The sequence below is a fragment of the Actinoplanes sp. NPDC051470 genome, assembly GCF_040682035.1.
Classification (GTDB): Bacteria; Actinomycetota; Actinomycetes; order Mycobacteriales; family Micromonosporaceae; genus Actinoplanes.
This window is the reverse complement of sequence record NZ_JBFBAA010000005.1, coordinates 127427-144980: the sequence shown is the minus strand read 5'-3', so window position 1 is coordinate 144980 and position 17554 is coordinate 127427. Positions and strand designations below refer to the sequence as shown.

16 protein-coding genes are annotated in these 17554 nt (G+C 71.5%); 8 read left to right on the top strand and 8 right to left on the bottom strand.

Annotated features, from left to right (window positions below; genetic code table 11):
• Positions 1 to 77: 77 nt before the first annotated feature.
• Together AB0M54_RS11795 and AB0M54_RS11790 are read right to left on the bottom strand one after the other, a co-directional pair.
• Complete coding sequence (locus AB0M54_RS11795; protein WP_364470552.1) at positions 78 to 746, bottom strand: HAD family hydrolase; 669 nt, start codon at positions 744 to 746, stop codon at positions 78 to 80.
• Between the two features lie 5 nt (positions 747 to 751).
• Complete coding sequence (locus tag AB0M54_RS11790) at positions 752 to 1342, bottom strand: GrpB family protein (RefSeq protein WP_364470550.1); 591 nt, start codon at positions 1340 to 1342, stop codon at positions 752 to 754.
• Positions 1343 to 1545: 203 nt separating this feature from the next.
• On the opposite strand from AB0M54_RS11790, the gene AB0M54_RS11785 reads away from it, so the two are divergent.
• Positions 1546 to 2559, top strand: coding sequence for a polyprenyl synthetase family protein (locus AB0M54_RS11785; RefSeq protein WP_364322654.1), 1014 nt, complete (start codon positions 1546 to 1548; stop codon positions 2557 to 2559).
• Here the strand turns inward: AB0M54_RS11785 and AB0M54_RS11780 are convergent.
• Entirely contained in the window at positions 2537 to 3697 is a 1161-nt protein-coding gene (locus AB0M54_RS11780; protein WP_364470548.1) for an MFS transporter, read from the bottom strand. The two genes, AB0M54_RS11785 and AB0M54_RS11780, sit on opposite strands and share 23 nt — an antisense overlap.
• 170 nt (positions 3698 to 3867) lie before the next feature.
• Here AB0M54_RS11780 and AB0M54_RS11775 point away from each other — a divergent pair, with 170 nt between their 5' ends.
• From AB0M54_RS11775 to AB0M54_RS11765, 3 genes are all read left to right on the top strand, one after another.
• Entirely contained in the window at positions 3868 to 4665 is a 798-nt protein-coding gene (locus AB0M54_RS11775; protein ID WP_364322420.1) for an IclR family transcriptional regulator C-terminal domain-containing protein, read from the top strand.
• 61 nt (positions 4666 to 4726) lie between these two features.
• Positions 4727 to 5242, top strand: a complete 516-nt coding sequence (locus AB0M54_RS11770) for a sigma-70 family RNA polymerase sigma factor (protein ID WP_364322422.1) — start codon at positions 4727 to 4729, stop codon at positions 5240 to 5242.
• Positions 5239 to 5955, top strand: a complete 717-nt coding sequence (locus tag AB0M54_RS11765; RefSeq protein WP_364470546.1) for a zf-HC2 domain-containing protein — start codon at positions 5239 to 5241, stop codon at positions 5953 to 5955. The genes AB0M54_RS11770 and AB0M54_RS11765 overlap by 4 nt, the downstream gene beginning before the upstream one ends.
• Positions 5956 to 5989: 34 nt before the next feature.
• On the opposite strand, the gene rarD is transcribed toward AB0M54_RS11765, so the two are convergent.
• The 3 genes from rarD to eccE all read right to left on the bottom strand — a co-directional run bounded on the left by rarD (position 5990) and on the right by eccE (position 9332).
• A complete protein-coding gene (gene rarD / locus AB0M54_RS11760; protein WP_364470544.1) occupies positions 5990 to 6940 on the bottom strand; it encodes an EamA family transporter RarD in 951 nt (316 codons plus the stop codon).
• A gap of 61 nt (positions 6941 to 7001) precedes the next feature.
• Entirely contained in the window at positions 7002 to 7391 is a 390-nt protein-coding gene (locus tag AB0M54_RS11755; RefSeq protein ID WP_364322428.1) for a phage holin family protein, read from the bottom strand.
• A gap of 75 nt (positions 7392 to 7466) precedes the next feature.
• Positions 7467 to 9332: a type VII secretion protein EccE gene (gene eccE / locus AB0M54_RS11750; RefSeq protein ID WP_364470542.1), complete on the bottom strand. Its 1866-nt coding sequence runs from the start codon at positions 9330 to 9332 to the stop codon at positions 7467 to 7469.
• A gap of 334 nt (positions 9333 to 9666) precedes the next feature.
• Here eccE and AB0M54_RS11745 point away from each other — a divergent pair, with 334 nt between their 5' ends.
• The 4 genes from AB0M54_RS11745 (at position 9667) to AB0M54_RS11730 (ending at position 14190) form a co-directional block, all read left to right on the top strand.
• Positions 9667 to 9999, top strand: coding sequence for a WXG100 family type VII secretion target (locus AB0M54_RS11745; RefSeq protein ID WP_364322432.1), 333 nt, complete (start codon positions 9667 to 9669; stop codon positions 9997 to 9999).
• Positions 10000 to 10018: 19 nt separating this feature from the next.
• Positions 10019 to 10312 (top strand): WXG100 family type VII secretion target, encoded by a 294-nt coding sequence (locus AB0M54_RS11740; protein WP_364322434.1) that lies wholly within the window; start codon positions 10019 to 10021, stop codon positions 10310 to 10312.
• Positions 10313 to 10570: 258 nt separating this feature from the next.
• Complete coding sequence (locus tag AB0M54_RS11735; RefSeq protein ID WP_364470540.1) at positions 10571 to 13828, top strand: SseB family protein; 3258 nt, start codon at positions 10571 to 10573, stop codon at positions 13826 to 13828.
• Positions 13825 to 14190: a hypothetical protein gene (locus AB0M54_RS11730; RefSeq protein WP_364322438.1), complete on the top strand. Its 366-nt coding sequence runs from the start codon at positions 13825 to 13827 to the stop codon at positions 14188 to 14190. Before AB0M54_RS11735 ends, AB0M54_RS11730 begins: the two co-directional genes overlap by 4 nt.
• Positions 14191 to 14207: 17 nt before the next feature.
• Here AB0M54_RS11730 and AB0M54_RS11725 read toward each other — a convergent pair whose 3' ends face one another.
• Positions 14208 to 15125 carry an alpha/beta hydrolase gene (locus tag AB0M54_RS11725; protein ID WP_364322440.1) on the bottom strand — a complete coding sequence of 306 codons (918 nt, stop codon included), beginning with the start codon at positions 15123 to 15125 and terminating at the stop codon, positions 14208 to 14210.
• A 68-nt stretch (positions 15126 to 15193) separates the two neighbouring features.
• Positions 15194 to 17512: an immune inhibitor A domain-containing protein gene (locus AB0M54_RS11720; RefSeq protein ID WP_364470538.1), complete on the bottom strand. Its 2319-nt coding sequence runs from the start codon at positions 17510 to 17512 to the stop codon at positions 15194 to 15196.
• Positions 17513 to 17554 lie beyond the last annotated feature (42 nt).

Below are 17554 nucleotides of genomic sequence, written 5' to 3'. Positions count from 1 at the left end.
CTTGGTCGGGAGCGTGAGCGGCGGCAGGGAGGGCGAGTGGGCAGCCGGGGCGCCTGGCAACCAAGCTCAGTCCATGATCAGCGCGAGCGATGCAGCAGACCTCCACCCGGAAGGCTCTCAAGCGCGCTGATGGTGGGGCCGGTCCACCAGGGGGCGCTGTCCCGGAACTCGGTGGTCCGGATCACGGTCATCCCGGCCTTCAGGGCGCCGTCCAGTTCGTCGTCGGCGCCGTCGCCGATGAAGCGGCAAGTCTCGGGCGCGGCGTCGAGGCGGTCGGCGGCGAGGCGGTAGATCGCCGGGTCGGGCTTGGCCAGTGCCACCGAGCTGGAGAAGACGGCCGCGTCGAAGCGGGACGCCAGCGGGGTGTCCGGCCACGCCTCGGCCGTCTCCGAGGTGGCGTTGCTGACCAGGGCGAGACGATGGCCGTTGGCGCGCAGGCGATCCAGCGAGTCCAAAGTCGACGGGGGTACGTTGCTGAGCAGCCGGCGAGCCAACGCCCGGCGCATCTCGGCCGCCGCGGCCACCTGCTCGTGGCTGGGCCGGCCACCGACGCGGGCGGCGAGAATCGTGATGGTCTCCTCGACCGTCCAGCTGATCAGCCGTACGCGCCAACTGTCGTGGTAGGCCTCGACCAGAGCTTCCGGTGCGACGCCGACCACCATGGCCATCTCGGCCACCACCACGTCGCGTTCGTCGTCGGCGCCGTCGAGCAGGGTGTTGTAGAGATCGAAGATCAGGGGTTCCACAGTGGTCAGACCAGGCCGGCCCGGCGCAGGATGGCGATGACGACGGTGGCCTTGGCGGCCACGTATCCGGCCATGCTCATCGGATGGTCGGCCGCGGCCCGCCGTTTGACGCCGGCGTAGCGGTCGCGATCCGCGGGGTGGGCGCGCAGGTGGTCGCGGAAGATCAGGTGTCGCAGGTGCTCGTCGCAGTCGGGGCCGAAGACGTGCAGGTTGACGTCGTGGGTGGCGGTCCACAGGGCGCGGTGCTCGTACCAGTCCGGTTCCCGGGTGGCCAGGCGGTAGCCGGCCGCGGTCAGCGCGGGCACGTAGGCGTCCTCGTCGGCCGGGTCGGCCACGATGAGGTCGATGTCGACGCGGTCCTTGGCCGGGAGCCCAGGCACGGCCGTGGAGCCGACGTGGTCGAGGGCGAGGACGCGGTCGCCGAGGGCCGCCCGGATCCGGTCTTCCTCGCGCGCGAACCGGGCCGGCCACTCCGGGTCGTACTCACTCACCGTGATCGGCTGGCTCACCTCGGTGGGGCGGTCGCCCACGGCTCGCCGCGCCATCTGTTCCGGTGTCAGGGCGGGGGCCGCCACGGGCAGCGGAGGGAGGCGCATGACGCGACGTTACCGACCACCCGCCACTGACGGTGCCGGGCCGGGCTGGCCGGACCGGTCGGGACAACCCGGAAGCGGGGGCGGAGCGTTCGCACCGACTGGCCGGTCGGCGCGGACGAGCAGGGGCTGCGCGCGTACCCAAGGATGATCTTGATAACCCTGGCACGGGAAGTGTCGGACCCGTATGGCATCGTGAAAGCGTGATGAGCACCGGTGACAGCGCGCTCGCGGCGCTCGGCCTGGAGATCGACGCCAGCGTCGATGAGGTCGTGACGGCGACGCTGGCGTCTGTGGAGGTGGCGCTGCGCAGCAACGTGGCCAGCGCCGATCCGCTGGTGGCCGAGGCGGCACGACATCTGATGGAAGCCGGCGGCAAGCGGTTCCGGCCGCTGATCCTGGCGTTGGGGGCCCAGTTCGGCGACCCGGGGCGGCCCGAGATCATCGATGCCTCGCTCGTGGTGGAGCTCACACATCTGGCGACGCTCTACCACGACGACGTCATGGACGAGGCAGCCGTGCGGCGCGGGGCGGCGAGCGCCAACGCGCGCTGGGGCAACTCGCTGGCGATCCTGGTCGGTGACTACCTGTTCGCGCGGGCGGCCGACATCGCGGCGTCGCTGGGGCCCGAGGCGGTGCGGCTTCAGGCGCGTACGTTCTCGCGGCTGGTCCACGGCCAGATCGCCGAGACCGTGGGGCCGCGCGGCAGCGACCCGATCGACCACTACCTGGGTGTGATCACCGAGAAGACGGCGTCACTGATCGCGACGTCGGCGCGCTTCGGCGGGCTGTTCTCGGGGGCGGCGCCGGAACACATCGAGGCCCTGGCCGGCTATGGCGAGACGATCGGCATCGCCTTCCAGCTCTCCGACGACCTGCTCGACATCACGTCCGAGTCGGTGCAGTCGGGCAAGACGCCGGGCACCGACCTGCGCGAGGGCGTTCCGACGCTGCCGGTGCTCTACGCGCTGGCCGACGACGACAACGACGCCTCGGCGGTGCGGCTGCGCGAGATCCTGGCGATCGGCCCGGTGACCGACGACGCCCTGCATGCCGAGGCGCTCGGCCTGCTGCGCGATTCGGCGGCGATGAAGCGGGCGCGCGAGACGGTCCGGTGGTATGCCGAAGAGGCCCGCGCCAGCCTGGCGCCGCTGCCGGATGGTTCGTCCAAGGCGGCGATGGAAGCCCTCTGCGACTTCATCGCCGACCGGACCAACTGAGCAACATCCGGCTCCCCACGAACATCAGGAGAGCGGCCAGCAACATCGCCACGGCCGCGACCGTCCACATTGTCGGGTAACCGGCCATCGTCGCGACCGCGCCCAGCCCCAGTGGGCCGAGGCAGCCTCCGGCGTACACCCCGGTCTGGGTGATCGAGGTCGCGGCGGCCGGCGCCTGTGGGTGCAGCCGGACCACCGCGAAGTTCATCAGACCGGGCCAGCTCCAGCCCAGCCCGAAGCCCATCAGCACGCCGATGACCAGTGGCACCGTGCCCGAGACGGCCAGCAGCCCCAGCCCGATCGCGCCGGCCGCCAGCAGCCCGGCGATCACTCCGACCTGCCGGCCGGGGAACCGGTCGGCCTGCCAGCCGCCGGTGATCCGGGCGAGCGCGCACACCGCGCCGCCCAGGGTGAGGGTCAGGCCGGCGGGTCCGGGCGAGATGCCGCGCTCCACCGCCGAATCGACCAGGAACGTCCCCAGCGCGTTGGCCGCGCCCGCCGCGAGCGTCGCCGCCGCCCCGAGCACGATCAGCGCCGCGGTCGCCCGGTCCCCGCTCTCTCCGCGCGACTTGCGCTTGGCGTCGTTCGACCTGGGTACGAGCGTGAGCGCGCCGATCGCCAGCACCGCGGCCAGGGCGAACGCCCAGCGCCAGCCCAGCGTGAGCGCGATCACGGGCACCGACGCCCCGGCGAGCAGTGTGCACACCGGGATCGCCGCCTGCTTCACCCCGAACGACAGCCCCTGCCGGCGGGGCGGCACGTGCTCGGCCAGGCTGCTGTTGCTGGCAAGCTGACCCATCGCGTTGGCGGCGGCGCCGAGGGCCAGGATCGCGACCAGACTCCACAGCGATCGGGCGCCGAGAGCGATGGCCAGTAACGACGCACTGGCCAATCCGATGGCCACACGTGACACGTTCGTGGAACCGAACTTTTCGGCGAGTGCGCCGGCGGGTACCGACGCCAGTGCGCTGGCCCCGAAATAGGCCGAGACGGCGAGACCGAGTCCGGCCGGGGAGAAGCCGAGATCGTCACCGATCTGTACGGCCAGGCCACCGACCAGGAATACCGGGATGGAAACCGCGATCGTCGTGGTCAGCGCCCCGGTGACGGCGCGGACCGGACGCCTTTTCGTGAGCATCGGAGAGGTGGTAGCCATCATCCGCAGACTAAGCCTGTGTGATGCATCCAGGCACGCTCAGTGGGAATGACCACACGGCTCGTGCAAATCGACCAGGATCCACACGCATTTGGCATTCCGTCAGGGGAAGATTATTCATATGGTGTAAGTCCCCGGCGTCGGAGGTGGCTGTGCGCGACCCTCTGGCGGAGCCGTCAGATCTCATCCGGAGCGTGTCACGCGCGTTGCGTGTGCTCGAGTCGGTGGGACGTGCTCCGCGCGGACTCACCGTGAAACAGATCGCCCGGCGGTGCGAACTCACCGTCGCGACGACGTATCACCTTGTCCGAACCTTGGCCTACGAGGGCTATGTGATCCGTCGTGAGGACGGCACGTACATCGTGGGTCTGGAGATCGCCGATCGCTATCGTGAGCTCGTCTCCGCCTTCCGCGGCCCGCCCGCCGTGGGCGAGGCGCTGCGCCGAGCCGCGGTGGACACCGGATACAGCCACTATCTGGGCCGGTTCGTCGGCGGCCGGATAGCGGTGACCGCGTCGGCCGACGGCGCGCGTTCCCCGTTCATGGACGACATGACGCCCGGGTTCGACGAGGGCGGCCACGCGACCGCGCTGGGCAAGGCGCTGCTGGCCACGCTCACCGCCGACCAGCGGGCGCGATACCTGCGCGACTACGGCATGCGGCCGTTCACCCCGGCCACGCTGACCACGACCGAGGCCCTCGAAGCCGACCTGGCCGCCGGCGAGCGGCGTGGCATGCAGCTGGAGATGGGCCAGTTCCGGCAGGGCGTGGCCTGCGCGGCGGTCACCGTGATCACCGACCGCGACATGGAACGCCGGCTGGTGCTGGCCTGCTCGCTGCCCGCGGCCGAGATGCTCACGTCGGCCCGGGTGGTCCGGGCCAAGCTGACCGCGGCGGCGCGCAACGTCGCGGAGGCGCTGTCATCGGGTGGTGACGCGGCTACCGCGTGAGTTTGAACCGCTCTCTCCCTCCACACGTAAGAACGGGTGGAACACGAGGGAGGGCGGGCTCTTGGACGATCAGGAAGCCGAACTGCTTCGTGCTCTGCAGGACGAACACGGGGATGCCCTCTACGCCCACGCCGTCCGGCTCTCCGGAGGAGACCGGCAGCAGGCGGAGGATCTGGTGCAGGAAACCCTGCTCCGGGCCTGGCGGTATCCCGAGGCGCTGGACCCGGAACGTGGTGCGGTGCGGTCATGGCTGTTCACCACCGCGCGAAACCTGGCCATCGACGCCTGGCGACGCCGGTCGGTGCGGGTGGGTGAGGTGATGACCGACGTTATGCCCGAACCACCACCGGATACCGACGAGGCGGATCGCGCGGTCGAAGCATGGACCGTGGCCGAGGCGCTCGGACGGCTGTCCCAGCAACATCGTGACGTCCTGGTCGAGTGCTTCTACCGAGGACATTCGGTGGCCGAGGCCGCCGCACGGCTCGGGGTGCCCCCGGGCACAGTGAAGTCGCGCACGCACTATGCGTTGCGCTCGTTGAAGATGGCGCTGAACGAGATGGGGGTGACGGCATGAGGTGCGAGCACGAGCACGACGACGGCGCGTACGTCCTCGGTGCCCTGTCGCCCGCCGAGCGGGCCGCGTACGAGCGGCATCTCTCGACCTGCTCGTTCTGCCGGGAAGCGGTCGCGGACATCGCGGTGCTGCCCGGTCTGCTGGGCCGGCTCGAGCCGGCCGACTTCGCGAAGCTCCTCGACCCGTCGCTGACCCAGCCGGCGCCGCCGCCTCCGAGCCGCGCCTCCCATCTGGTCAGCGCCGCGCAGCGCACGAGACGCAGAGAGCAGAAGAAGACGCGGGTACGGGTGCTGAGCACCGCCCTGGCCGCGGCCGTGCTGGCGCTGATCGTCGGCATCGGCGCGATGTTCGTGATGGGTGGCACCACGTCGCCGTCGACGAACCCGCAGCAGCCGGTGGCGATGCGGCAGATGAGCACGGTCGCCGACGGGGTGGCCCTGACCGCGGACATCGGCCTGACCAAGGCGCCGGGCGGCACGAAGATCGACCTGAAGTGCGTCTACAACAAGAACGCTCCCGACCTGAAGCCGTACACGGTGCGGCTGGTCGCGCACGGCGCGGACGACCAGGAGGACCAGTTGGGCTCCTGGACGGCGTCGCCGGGCAAGGAGTTCACCATGAGCGGCAACACGTACATCGGCGACGGGAGTCTCTCCCGGCTCGAGCTGGTGCGTGGTGACGGCAAGGTGCTGCTCGCCTATGACGTCCCCTGACGAGGCCTTTCGGCTCCGGGCCTTCAGGCTCTCGTCAGCGTGGCGGTAGGGCGGCGGCCGGTTCGACGGTGGCGGCCGCCGGCCCGGCCGCCGCCCTCTTGATCTTCGCGGTCCGCCGGGCGTTGCGGATCCCGTCCACGGTGAAGATGATCAGCGCCGCCCAGACCAGCGTGAACCCGGCGAGACGGGCGGCCGGCATCGGCTCGTGATAGATCAGGACGCCGACCGCGAGCTGGATGATCGGCGCGACGTACTGCATGATCCCGAGCCCGACCAGCGGCACCCGGTTGGCCGCGCCGGCGAAGAGGATCAGCGGGACGGCGGTGGCCACCCCGGAGAGCACGATGAGTACGGTGTGGCCGGCGCTCACGTGCCCCACGGTGGCCTCGCCGGTCAGGCCGAGCCAGGTCAGGAATCCGAGCGCGGGCAGGGCGAGCACCGCCGACTCGACGAACAGACCCTCGGCCGGCGGCAGGTTGAGCCGCTTCTTGATCAGGCTGTACGAGCCGAAGCTGGCGGCCAGGATCAGCGCGATGTACGGCAGGCGCCCGTAGTCGATGGTCAGCGCGGCCACGGCGACCGCGCCGATCCCGACGGCCAGCCACTGCCACCGCCGCAGCCGTTCCCGCATGACCGTGACACCGAGAAGCACCACGACCAGCGGCGTGATGAAGTACCCCAGCGCGGTCTCGACCACCCGCGACGAGTTGACCCCGACGATGTACGTGCCCCAGTTGACGCCGATCAGCAGCCCCGCGAGCATCACACCGAGCAGCCGCCGCCGGTCGCGCATCAGCCGCCCCAGGAACCGCCAGTTGCGCATCACGGCGAGCACCAGGGCCACGAAGACGACCGACCAGATCACCCGGTGGGCCAGGATCTCGAACGGCGACGACGGCCGCAGCAGCTTGAAGTAGATCGGGAAGAAGCCCCAGAGCACGTACGCGCTCAGCCCGTACAGATATCCGCGCCGCTCCTCGGTCATTCCCTCACGGTAAGGGCCGCCCTGCCGTCTGCTCCTTGCATATGTCTCAACTCACGTCCGGTCAGTCGTCCCGGTCCCCGCCGTCCGGGACCAGGGCGTTGAGCAGCCAGCTGACGACGCCGACGAGAAGGGCGCCGAGGACGGCCGACGGCCAGAAGCTGTCGACGTGGAACGGCAGGTCGAACTGTCCCGCGATCCAGCTGGTCAGCAGGAACAGCAGGCCGTTGACCACGATCGCGATGAGGCCCAGGGTCAGGACGTAGAAGCCGCAGCCGATCGCCTTGATGATCGGCCGCAGGATGCCGTTGACCAGGCCGAAGATCACCGCCACGGCGATCAGCGTGCCGACCTTGCCGGGCAGCGAGTCGGTGGTCAGCTCGATGCCGCTGATCAGCACCGTCGCGAGCCAGAGCGACACCGCCGTGATGACGAGCCGGATGAGGATGCCCATGGCAACGGATGGTGCCACGATCGCGCTACCGGTCCAGCCGACACTCCGCGATCTCTCCGACGTCTATGGGGCCCGCTAACGGCCGGGCGGGCCGATCAGCTGGGCCTCGATCGGGGTCTGGGCGAGGGCGGCCCAGCGGACGGCGCGGCGGTTGATCAGGCCGACCATGTCGGGGCGGATGCGGGTCAGCCACTGGGCGGTCTCGCCCAGGCCGATCGCGGTACCCATCAGATTGGCCTCGTCGGCCCGCAGCGGCTGCACGATCAACAGGTCGGCGCGGGAGGCCACGTCGATGTCGGCGGCGCTGAAGTCGTCGCGCACCACGAGCGTGGCCTGCCAGCCGGCGCCGGGCCGTGGGTCGGCGCCGACCGGGCCGACGTCGACGACCACGAGCAGCGGGTGCAGGGGCGAACCGGGCGGGATCTCCACCGCCCGCCCCGGCGGCACCACGGCGATCGCCTCGCCCGGGACCGCCGCGCCCCGCACGAACGGCTCCCAGGCCTGGGGCCGGGCCGTCTGGACGACCACGCGGGCGCCCAGCGCCATCGCCCGCAGCGAGATCAGCTGGGCGCAGCGGACGCCGCCGACCAGCAGCGCCCGGGTCTGTTCGGGCCGGAACATCCGGGCCACCACCGGCTCACCGGCGCGGTTGCGGCCGACCATCATGCCGGCCGCGCCGAGGCTCAGGTCGAGGCCGTCCATCACGGCCGGCGGCAGCGCGCCGTCGGCGGGGCGGCCGGGCACATCGGTCAGCGGGCCGCCACCCAGCGGCAGGGTGGCCGCGAACCCCGTCAGGTGTTCGCCGTCGAGCCGGCGCACATGCCCCCGCTCGGCGGCGACCATCTTGCGCAGCGCCTGCGCGGCGAAGCCCAGCGTGGTCTGGTCGGGGGCGGCCAGCCGGACGGTCAGGTCGACCGCGACCGTCGGCGCGCCGTTCTCGTGGCGGGGACCGGCGGTCAGGCTGACCGTGGTGGCCGCGGCGGGCAGCGCCAGCATCCGGCCGATCAGGCGCTGGGCGCTCTCGGCGGCCAGGTCGGGCCAGCGGTCGAGCCGGTACGTCGCCTGGGTCAGGCCACCGATCCGCAGGCCGGGCCACATCTCCTGGGCCGGGCCGATGGCGTCGTCGTGGGCCAGTTCGCCGATCACCCGGAGCGCGGCGGCCTCACCCAGCGGCCGGGCCGGCAGCTCGCCCAGCCGGCGCGGGATCTTGCGGACCAGCCCGGAGAGCGAGCGCCGCAGGTCTTCGGCCGACCAGCCCTCGCCGGACAGCACGCGGACCGCGATCAGCGCCCGGGTGTGCCCCAGGAGCCGGCCGTCGGTGAGCTGGCGGTACGAGTTGGCCGGGGTGCCGTTGCCGGCGCGGACCGAGGGGGCGGGCACCCCGGTGAAGATCATCTGCACCCGGCACGGCGGGTGGTCGGGGCCGCCGGCCGGCGGCAGCAGCGAGGCCGGCGTGGGCAGCCGCAGGAGGTCTTCGGCCAGCAGGCCGGCCGGGTCGCCCAGCTCGAGGATCGCGGTGATGCCGTGGCCGTCGACGATCACGGTGGCCTGGTCGCCGCCGAGCTCGGTCTGCTCGATCCGGGCGCCGGGCGAGGCGAGCTGGAGCACCGCGGTCGGCGAGCTGTCCAGCGTCACGGTGTGCGGCCGGCCGGAATAACGCATCCCGACACTGATCCACTCGAACGCCCACCGGCCGCGCAGCCGCAGCCAGGTGATCGCCAGCAGGATGACCGCGAGCATCGCGGCGCCGGCCAGCGCGATCGGTCCGAGGACCGCCCCGACCACCAGCAGGACCGCGGCGATCTGGGTGCTGACCAGCTGGCCGGTCCGCATGCCGAAGAGGCGGCCGCGGCGCAATGGCCGGACCCGTGGCCCGGTTTGTGGGGGAATGCCCCCGCTGAGGCCGGGATAGTCGCGTCGGCCGGCCAATTCCGCAGTCACCCGCGCGCTCCCTTCCCCCCGGGACATATCTGTCGGCGTCTTCGCCTTGTGCGCCACATCGTATGGCGCGGACCAGTTTCACAGGGGGCGGGTAACCGGGCGTGGTTATCCACAGGGCGGCGGTTGTCCACAGTTTGAGTAACCGGACTTCCGCCGTACCGCGCACCCCGCTACCGTCGGGCTTCGTAATTCATCGATGCCCAGCTCAGGGGTGCCCCCCAAGGTTCGGCCGCAGGGGTTAACCTGAAATCTGCATCGATGTCCTCGGTTGCAAACTGGGTCCAGCATGGATCCGCCGGCCGAGCCGTCCGATGACCGATAGCGAGAAAGCGGGGTGACGTCCGGGGTGGCCCAGACGGAAGCACAGTCGCAGCAAATGGCGGATACCGCCAACAAGTTCGACAACACCAACTCGTCGATTCAGTCCATGTTGAACACTCTCATGGGACAGCTGACGGAGCTGCAGGCAGGCTGGAAGGGCATTGCGGCGGGCGAGTTCCAGAAGGTCCGGCAGCAGTACGACGCCGACCTGAAGACGCTCAGCAAGGCGCTCACCGACACCGCCACGTCGATCCGTGAGTCCGCGACGAGCTACGACACGACCGACAGCGAGGCCGCGTCGTCGGTCTCCAAGACCGGTAGCACCGGCTACACGCTGCCGCTCTGAGGGACGAGAAGGAGATCTGATGAACGACGGTGTGCTTCTCGTCAACTGGTCCTCGCTGGCGAACGCGAGCCAGCAAATCCAGTCCGCGGTCAACAAGCTGGACGCCGACCTGGCCGACCTCGACTCCGCGGGCAAGAAGCTGCTCGGAACCTGGAGCGGTGAGGCCCAGACCGCCTACCACCAGCGCCAGACCACCTGGGAGACCTCCGCGAACGACCTCAAGCAGATCCTGCAGTCGATCAAGAACGCGGTCGACCAGGCCGCCACGGGCTACCAGGAAACGGAGAAGCGGGCAACCAACCGCTTCCAGTGATCGACCGGCGGCCGGGACCCGCTCCGACCCGGGGGTGGTCCCGGCCGCAGTCTGTCCATTGCCTGATTCGGCCGATAACGCTACCTTCTGTGATGGTCGTCGGTCACAGGGTGATTCGGTTGTCGCTGTGACAGTCTTTGCGCGTCGGTATACACCCAACTTGGTTGTCTGCCCGCTGCCGCCCATTGTGATCGTCGCCTGACCTTGTAGGTTGTACGCGTTGAGATGGTCTCGTTCGCGCGCGTTGGGAGAGTGAGCGTGTCCGAGTGGGAACCGGCGACGGACGCCGAGAGGGCGATGCGCGACGCTTTGCGCACCGACGATCAGGAGTCCTACTTCCGCATCCTCGCCGGTGTGGACCTGCTCCTGCCCGTCTCCGCGGACGCGCTCGCCGGCCTCGCGCCGTTGGGCTGGGGTACGTGGAGCACCGGCGGGCGAACACACGTGCTCGCATTCACCTCTCCGTCCGCGCTACAGGCCTGTCTGGCTGACTACACCGGCTCGGCGCGCCGGGTCGCCTACGCCGAACTCGCCGACACCTGGCCCAACCTCGAGTGGTGGCTCGCCGTCAACCCGGGGTTGCCGATCGAGGGTTACCTTCCGGCCTGGTTCGTGGCGCAGCTGTCGCGCGGCGACGTGCGCCTGCCCAAGCGTGGGCCCGGACGTGAGACGCAAGACCTGGCCGGTGCCGCCCTGGGTGGCAAGTCCGGGTCCAGCCAGCAGGGCGGGCCGATGCCGCCGACCGGTGGCGCTGCTCCTGCGGGTGGCTCTGCTCTCGCGGGTGGCTCTGCCGCCGCTGGTGCGATGGCCGGCGCGGCGAGTGGTGGCCTGCCCGGCGCCGGCGCTGACTCCGGCTTCCGGCCCGATGGCGACGGGGGCTTCCGGCCGGGTGCCGGTGCCTTCCCGCCCGGCGGGCCCGAGCAGAAGTCCGGGCTCGAGCCGAAACGCACGCCGGGTGCCGCGGCCGCCTTCGGTAACCGGCCACCGCGCACGACCGGCGGCGGCGCGGCTCCCGCGGCCAGTGGCGCCCCTGGGCTGAGCGGCGGTCCCGCGACCCCCTCCGGCGGCATCACCGGCACCCGGATGGGTGGTCCGGCCGCGCCCGCCCTCCCGTCGCGCGTTCCGACCTCGTCGCCCGCCAGCGCGCCGCCAAGCTTCCCTGGCGCTCCGACCAGCGCGGCCCCGGCGAGCGGCCCGCCGGGCTTCCCCAGCGCCCCGACCAGCGCGGCGCCGGCCAGCGCGCCGCCGAGTTTCCCCAGCGCCCCGCCGGCCAGCGCCCCGCCGAGTTTCCCCAGCGCCGCGCCGGCCAGCGCCCCGCCGAGTTTCTCGAGCGCCGCGCCGTCAAGCTTCCCCGGCGCCCCGCCCGCACCGACGAGCGGCCCCGGCGGCCTTCCCACGCGCAGCCCGTCCGGCGAGCCGGGACAGAGCGGCCCCGGTGGCCTTCCCACCCGCACTCCGTCCGGTGAGCCGGCGCAGAGCGGTCCGGGTGGCCTTCCCACGCGCAGCCCGTCCGGCGAGCCGGCGCAGGGTGGCCTTCCCGCTCGTGGGGCTCCGCAGCGGCCGGGGGAGCGCAACCCCTCCGGCGAGCCGGGACAGGTCGGCCCGGGTGGCCTGCCGATCCGGAATCCAGGCGCCGTCCTGCCCAGCGGCCTGCCCTCGCGCGTCCCGCAGGCAAGTCAGACGCCGACCGGCACGGCCGGCAGCGGCTTCGTGCCCGGCGGCTACGGCCGGACCCCGGGTGACGCGCCGGCCGACGCGGTTCCGGCCGCCTACAGCCCGCCGAGCATGCCCGCCGGCACCGCGCCGTCGTCCGCCCCGCCGAGTTCGCCGGGTGCGCCCGGTGCGCTTCCGACGAGGGGCGCGCCGGCCAGCGGCGCTCCCACCAGCGGCCCGCCGTCCTCGCTGAACACCGGCCCGGCCGGCGACGGCTCCGGTCCGAGCATCGGCGGGTTGCCCCGGCGCACGGTCCCCACCGGCGGTGGCCCGGCCGACAACGCTCCGATCAGCGGCGCGGCGCCCGGCGGCCGGCCGGTCAGCGGTGTTCCGGCCGGCCCCGGCGCTCCGACGCCCACGAGCGGCCCGCCCGGCGCCCTGCCCCCGCTGCAGGATCTGAAGGCCCCGCTGCCCACCCGTACCCCGATGGCGCAGACTCCGCCCGTACCCGGGCATCTCGGCGCGGCACCTTCCACACCGGACGCCGCACCGCCTGGCCTGCCCCGCCGGCAGCCGGGCGAGACCCCGCCGAGCATGGCCGCCGCCGCGCAGTCCCTGTCCGGCAGCCGCACCGCGCCGCCCACCGAGACCCCCGCCCGGCCGAGCTACATGCCGCCGGTCGTGCCGGGCACTCCGGGCGCCGACGCCGGTCACCCGGCCCGCGCCCCGTTCGCCCAGCCCGCGGGCGCGCGACCGGAAAGCCCACGGCCGGAAGCCTCACGACCGGAAAGCCCACGGCCGGAAGCCTCACGACCGGAAAGCCCGCGGCCGGAAGCCCAGCGGCCGGAAGCCTCACGACCGGAAAGCCGGCGACCGGAAGTCCCGGCCGAATCGGCGACGCCCGACCGGGCCGCCGACTTCACCCCGGCCAACGCGACCGAACGCGACCTGCTGGCCGCCGCCGACGAGCACAGCACCGACTCCTTCCTGTCGACGCTGCTGCTGGCCACGGTGCTGGTGCCGGTCGCCGACAACTCGCGGCCGGGCAGCACGCCGGGCGAGTCGGGCTTCGTCTTCCGCACCGAGGAGATGGACGGCGGACCGTTCCTGGTGGTGTTCACCAGCCGCGACCGGCTGTCCGAGTACCACGACCACCCGGTGCGCACGGCCCCGGCGAAGTTCCTCGAGCTGATCCGCAACTGGCCCGACCCGAACTGGTCGTTCGCGGTCAACCCCGATTCGCCGGTCGGCGCCAAGTACCCGGGCCCGCAGGTCATCGCGCTGGCCAGTTGGGCCGACGAGGCCGGCCTGGGCGCCGAGCCGGAGGAGCGGGTGGAGAAGCCCGCGCCGCTGCCGCAGCGGGCCAGCGACGCCGCGCAGCACGCCACCGTGATGCAGAAGACGATCCTGCCGGGCCAGATCGACTTCTTCCTGGAGCGGGCGTACGACCGGGTGGCCGGCTTCGTGCACCGGGCCAACGAGGTCGAGCACCTGCGTACGCCGGCCGAGTTGTTCGCCGCGTTGGGCCTGGTCCACGAGGGGTCGCCGTTCCCGCCGGACGCCAAGGAGGCGTTCGTGCTGCGCTGGCCCGCGTACCGGCCGAGCCTGTACCGCATTCCCTACGGCGGGCAGAGCGAGCAGGCGCTGCGGGCGATGGACGGCTGGGTGATCGAGCGGCCGCCGTTCCGGGGCAACGGTTTCGCCCCGGGCGAGGGACGCGACGTGATCGCCGAGTTCAAGGTGGACAGTGTCCGGCTGCCGCACGGCGCGCAGCTGTGGCGGATGGATGCGGACGGCACCGAGCGGATGGTCGCGATCTTCGACGCCGACGGCCCGCAGTGGCGCAAGGTCGGTGAGCAGTGATGCGGGACGGCTACGTGGTCAACTGGCAGGGGCGGGAGTACGAGGCCGCCCCGGACGGTGACGACGCACGGATCTACGCGCCCGAGGCCGGCGACGGCTTCGAGGAGGTGCGGCCGGGGCGGTTCGTCCGGGTGCTGCGCCAGCACGAGTACGACGAGCTGATCTACGTACGCACCACCTGCACGTGGCGCGGCCAGCCGTTCATCGTGCTCGCCGAGTCGGAGCAGTGGCTGCGCGTCGAGTACACCGGCGGACGCGCCCCGATCGCCCTGCAGCTCGGGCTGGAGGAGTTCGACTACGGCGTCTACCAGGGCTGGGCGCCGCAGCACGAGGTGTCCGACCTCTACGAGCACCGGGTCTAGGATCTGTCTCACATTTCCTAAGAGCTCGTCTTCACCCAGCGCAGGATCTCGCCGGTGACCACCGACGCGGCCTCGCGGTGCACGAAGTGGCCCACGTCGGGGAGCAGCCGCCACTCGTACGGCGCCACCACGTAGCGCCCCGAGCCCTGGGCCGTGCGCGCCAGCACCGCGGTGTCCAGCTCCCCGTGCAGGTGGAGCGTCGGCGTGGTCAGCGGCTTCTGCATCGCCTTGACGAACCGGTATCCCTGCAGCCGCAGCATCGACCGGAAGACCCAGCGGTACGCCTCCAGCGCGCAGAACGCCGTCTGGGTGATCTGCATGGCTGTCCGGCACTTGGCGACGTAGTCGGCGTACTCGGGCGTGGACGTCCACGCCGGGCCGCTCCACCGGGCCATCAGCTCGCCGACCTCGGCCGCGTCGTCCTTGGTGAGCACGTGTTCGTACCGTGGCACCTGGAATTTGAGGATCGGGGCGGTCGCCGAGAACTGGCCGCGCGGGTCGACGAACAGGGCGGCGCGCAGCCGCAGCGGGTGGGCCGCGCCGAGCACGACCATCCGGGTGACCATCTGGGGGTGGAAGGCGGCGGCGGCCCAGCCGATCATGCCGCCCGCGCCCGCCCCGACGATCATCGCCGACCGCTCGCCGAGGGCCCGGATCAGGCCGGTGATGTCCGCGGCCAGCGTGTAGCCGTCGTACCCCCGCGGTGGTTTGTCGCTCGCGCCGTAGCCCCGCAGGTCGATCGCGACGGCCCGGAAGCCGGCGTCGGCCACCTCGGTCATGATGTCGGCCCAGGCCCACCAGAACTCGGGGAAGCCGTGCAGGAACAGCACGAGCGGCCCGGTGCCGGCCTCGACCACGTGGAACCGGCTGCCGTTGGCGCCGACGAACCGGTGGGTCCAAGGGCCTTCGATCAGCACGAACGAGTCGTCCACCATGCCGAAGAGGCTACGCGCAGCAATGAGCGCCCGGAGGCCGCAGCCCCCGGGCGCTCACCGGCGAAAGATCAGCTGATGCGGATCTTCATGGTGGTCGCGCCCTGCTCCACGACGCGGATCTTGACGCCGACCGCGGGCAGCTTCACCCCGGCGTACGGGATGGCCGGGTCGAAGTACGAGCGCGTGTCGTCGAACAGCGGCACGGCGGCCTTGCCCCGGATCAGCGAGGGCTTGCCGTTGACGTGCAGCGTCATCGAGTCGGCCCGGGTCAGGCTGAACGGCGCGTCGTACAGCATGACGCGGGACCGCCACGGGTTGCCCTCGATGTTGTAGATCGCGTCCGGGTGCGCGTCCACGTAGAGGTTGCGCCCGTAGCCCGGGTGGGCGTTGACGTTGTTGTCCCGGTAGCCCGAGTTGGCGTACGAGATCAACAGGCCCTTCTGATAGGCGAAGTGCTCGGCCCACAGCGGCTTGGCCGGCCAGCCGTAGTTGTACGGGCCGGTCAGCAGGTAATTGCCGAAGGACGTGTGGGTGCGGTAGCCCGCGATGTAGAAGTTGTCGTACGAGCCGGTGATCGACGAGCCGACCGTCGTCCAGCCCTTGCTGGTCCAGGTCAGCGGGCCCTCGGCACCGTCGACGGACTGCGCCGCGCCGTTCACCGTGATGGTCAGGTTGTCACCGAAGAAGCCGCCGGCGGTGACGCCCAGGTCGGTGGCGTACCGCAGGCGCACCTGGATCTGCCGGCCGAGGTACGCGGTCAGCGGCACCGAGAGGTCGGCCCATTCGGCCTGCTCGCCGCTCAGCGCCGGCCGCTTCGAGGTGTCCTTGGGGAACGGCTGCCCGTTGACCGTGCCGTCGACCGGCGTCCAGTTCGTGCCGTTGGTCGACACCTCGGCGTACAGGTAGTCGAAGCCCTCCTCGATGTTCCAGCGGCCCTTCAGGTCGAACGAGGCGCTGGTCGCCCCGGTCAGGTCGACCGTCTTGGTCAGCGTGTTCTGCAGGTTGTCCTCGTTGCCGGAGAACCACTGCTTGGCGCCCGCGAACGGCGCGCCGAGCTCTTCGGTCTGCACGATGTCGGGCAGCACCACGACCGCGCCCTGAGCGTTGTCGGTGTTGTACTCCTCCGGGCCGAGGACCAGGGTCTTCTTCTTCCCGGCGGGGACGACCTCGTAGTCGAGCCAGCCGAGCTGGAGCTTGTTCCAGGCGCCCAGGTCGCCGGGCCGGGTGCCGACCGGCTCGCCGGCGCCGTTGAGCCGGCTCTGCGCCATCAGCGACCAGTACTCGGTGTTGTTGTTGGTGCCGCCCGAGGTGTCGTAGTCGTCGGGCAGGCCGAGGTCGTGGCCGTACTCGTGGGCGAAGACGCTCAGGCCGCCGTTCTCCGGCTGGACGGTGTAGTCGCCGATCCAGAAGCCGGTGTCGCCGACCTGGGCGCCGCCGTCCAGGTTGCCCTCCGGGCCGGTGCTGCCGCCCCGCAGGTCCTGGAACGCGTACGAGCGGTGCGACCAGATCGCGTCCTCGCCCTGCTGGCGGTCGCCGTCGGCCTCGTCACCGCCGGCGTGGACGATCTGGAAGTGGTCGAGGTAGCCGTCCGGCTCGTTGAAGTCGCCGTCGTTGTCGTGGTCGTAACGGTCGTACGTGTCGAACGTGGCCAGGTCGGCCTTGATCTGCTCGTCGGTGCGACCGGCGGCCTTCTGGTCGGCGACCCACTGGTTGGCGGCGTCCTGCACCAGGAACCAGGTGTACGCGCCACAGTCGCCGTTGATGTCGCAGTCCCGGCCGTACCGGGCCTCGTTGTAGCGCACCTTGACCCAGTCGGTGACCTCGCCGTCGACGCTGTAGCGCCCGGACGACTGCGCCTCGTAGTACGTCTTCAGCGACTCGACACCGGCGCCCTCGCCGAAGTAGAGCTGCTGGTAGTGCTCGCGGTTGTAGTCGGCCTGCCAGATCGTCTTGTTGTCGACCGAGCGGTCGGGCTGGGGGATCTTGTTGCGCAGCGGGCCGTCGAAGGTGACCGGGCCGGGCGTGCCGGGAACGGTGTCCACATCGGGGAAGTCGGGGTGCCGCTCGTTGCCGAACTCGGCCAGGATCACGAACAGCCGGTCGGTCTTCTCCCGGGCCAGTTCCACATATGTTCCGTCGGCCAGCTTCGCGACCTTGCTGGCGCCACGCTTCTCAACCTTGAGCTTTCCCTTGAGGACGTCGTTGACGGCCTTCTGGCGCTTGTCGCGCCGCTTCTCCTCGAGGGGGTTGGGGTAATCGTCGACCCCGGTCCGCTTGCCGGCGGTGACCGATCCGTCGGGCGGTGCCGCTGAGGCCACCGTCGGCAGGGTTGCGCCGAACGCGGTGACCATCGCGGCGCCAAGCAGTCCTGCGACCACTTTGCGCACGTCTGTACCTCCGTTGAAGGGAGCCCCGGATCAGGGGCTCCC

What these genes read in the sequence shown, in the direction of transcription:
- AB0M54_RS11725 (WP_364322440.1), bottom strand. Translation starts at nt 15,125, where the DNA reads ATGGTGGACGACTCGTTCGTGCTGATCGAAGGCCCTTGGACCCACCGG.
- rarD (WP_364470544.1), bottom strand. Translation starts at nt 6,940, where the DNA reads ATGACCGAGGAGCGGCGCGGATATCTGTACGGGCTGAGCGCGTACGTG.
- AB0M54_RS11790 (WP_364470550.1), bottom strand. Translation starts at nt 1,342, where the DNA reads ATGCGCCTCCCTCCGCTGCCCGTGGCGGCCCCCGCCCTGACACCGGAA.
- AB0M54_RS11765 (WP_364470546.1), top strand. Translation starts at nt 5,239, where the DNA reads ATGAGGTGCGAGCACGAGCACGACGACGGCGCGTACGTCCTCGGTGCC.
- AB0M54_RS11780 (WP_364470548.1), bottom strand. Translation starts at nt 3,697, where the DNA reads ATGCTCACGAAAAGGCGTCCGGTCCGCGCCGTCACCGGGGCGCTGACC.
- AB0M54_RS11785 (WP_364322654.1), top strand. Translation starts at nt 1,546, where the DNA reads ATGAGCACCGGTGACAGCGCGCTCGCGGCGCTCGGCCTGGAGATCGAC.
- AB0M54_RS11740 (WP_364322434.1), top strand. Translation starts at nt 10,019, where the DNA reads ATGAACGACGGTGTGCTTCTCGTCAACTGGTCCTCGCTGGCGAACGCG.
- AB0M54_RS11755 (WP_364322428.1), bottom strand. Translation starts at nt 7,391, where the DNA reads ATGGGCATCCTCATCCGGCTCGTCATCACGGCGGTGTCGCTCTGGCTC.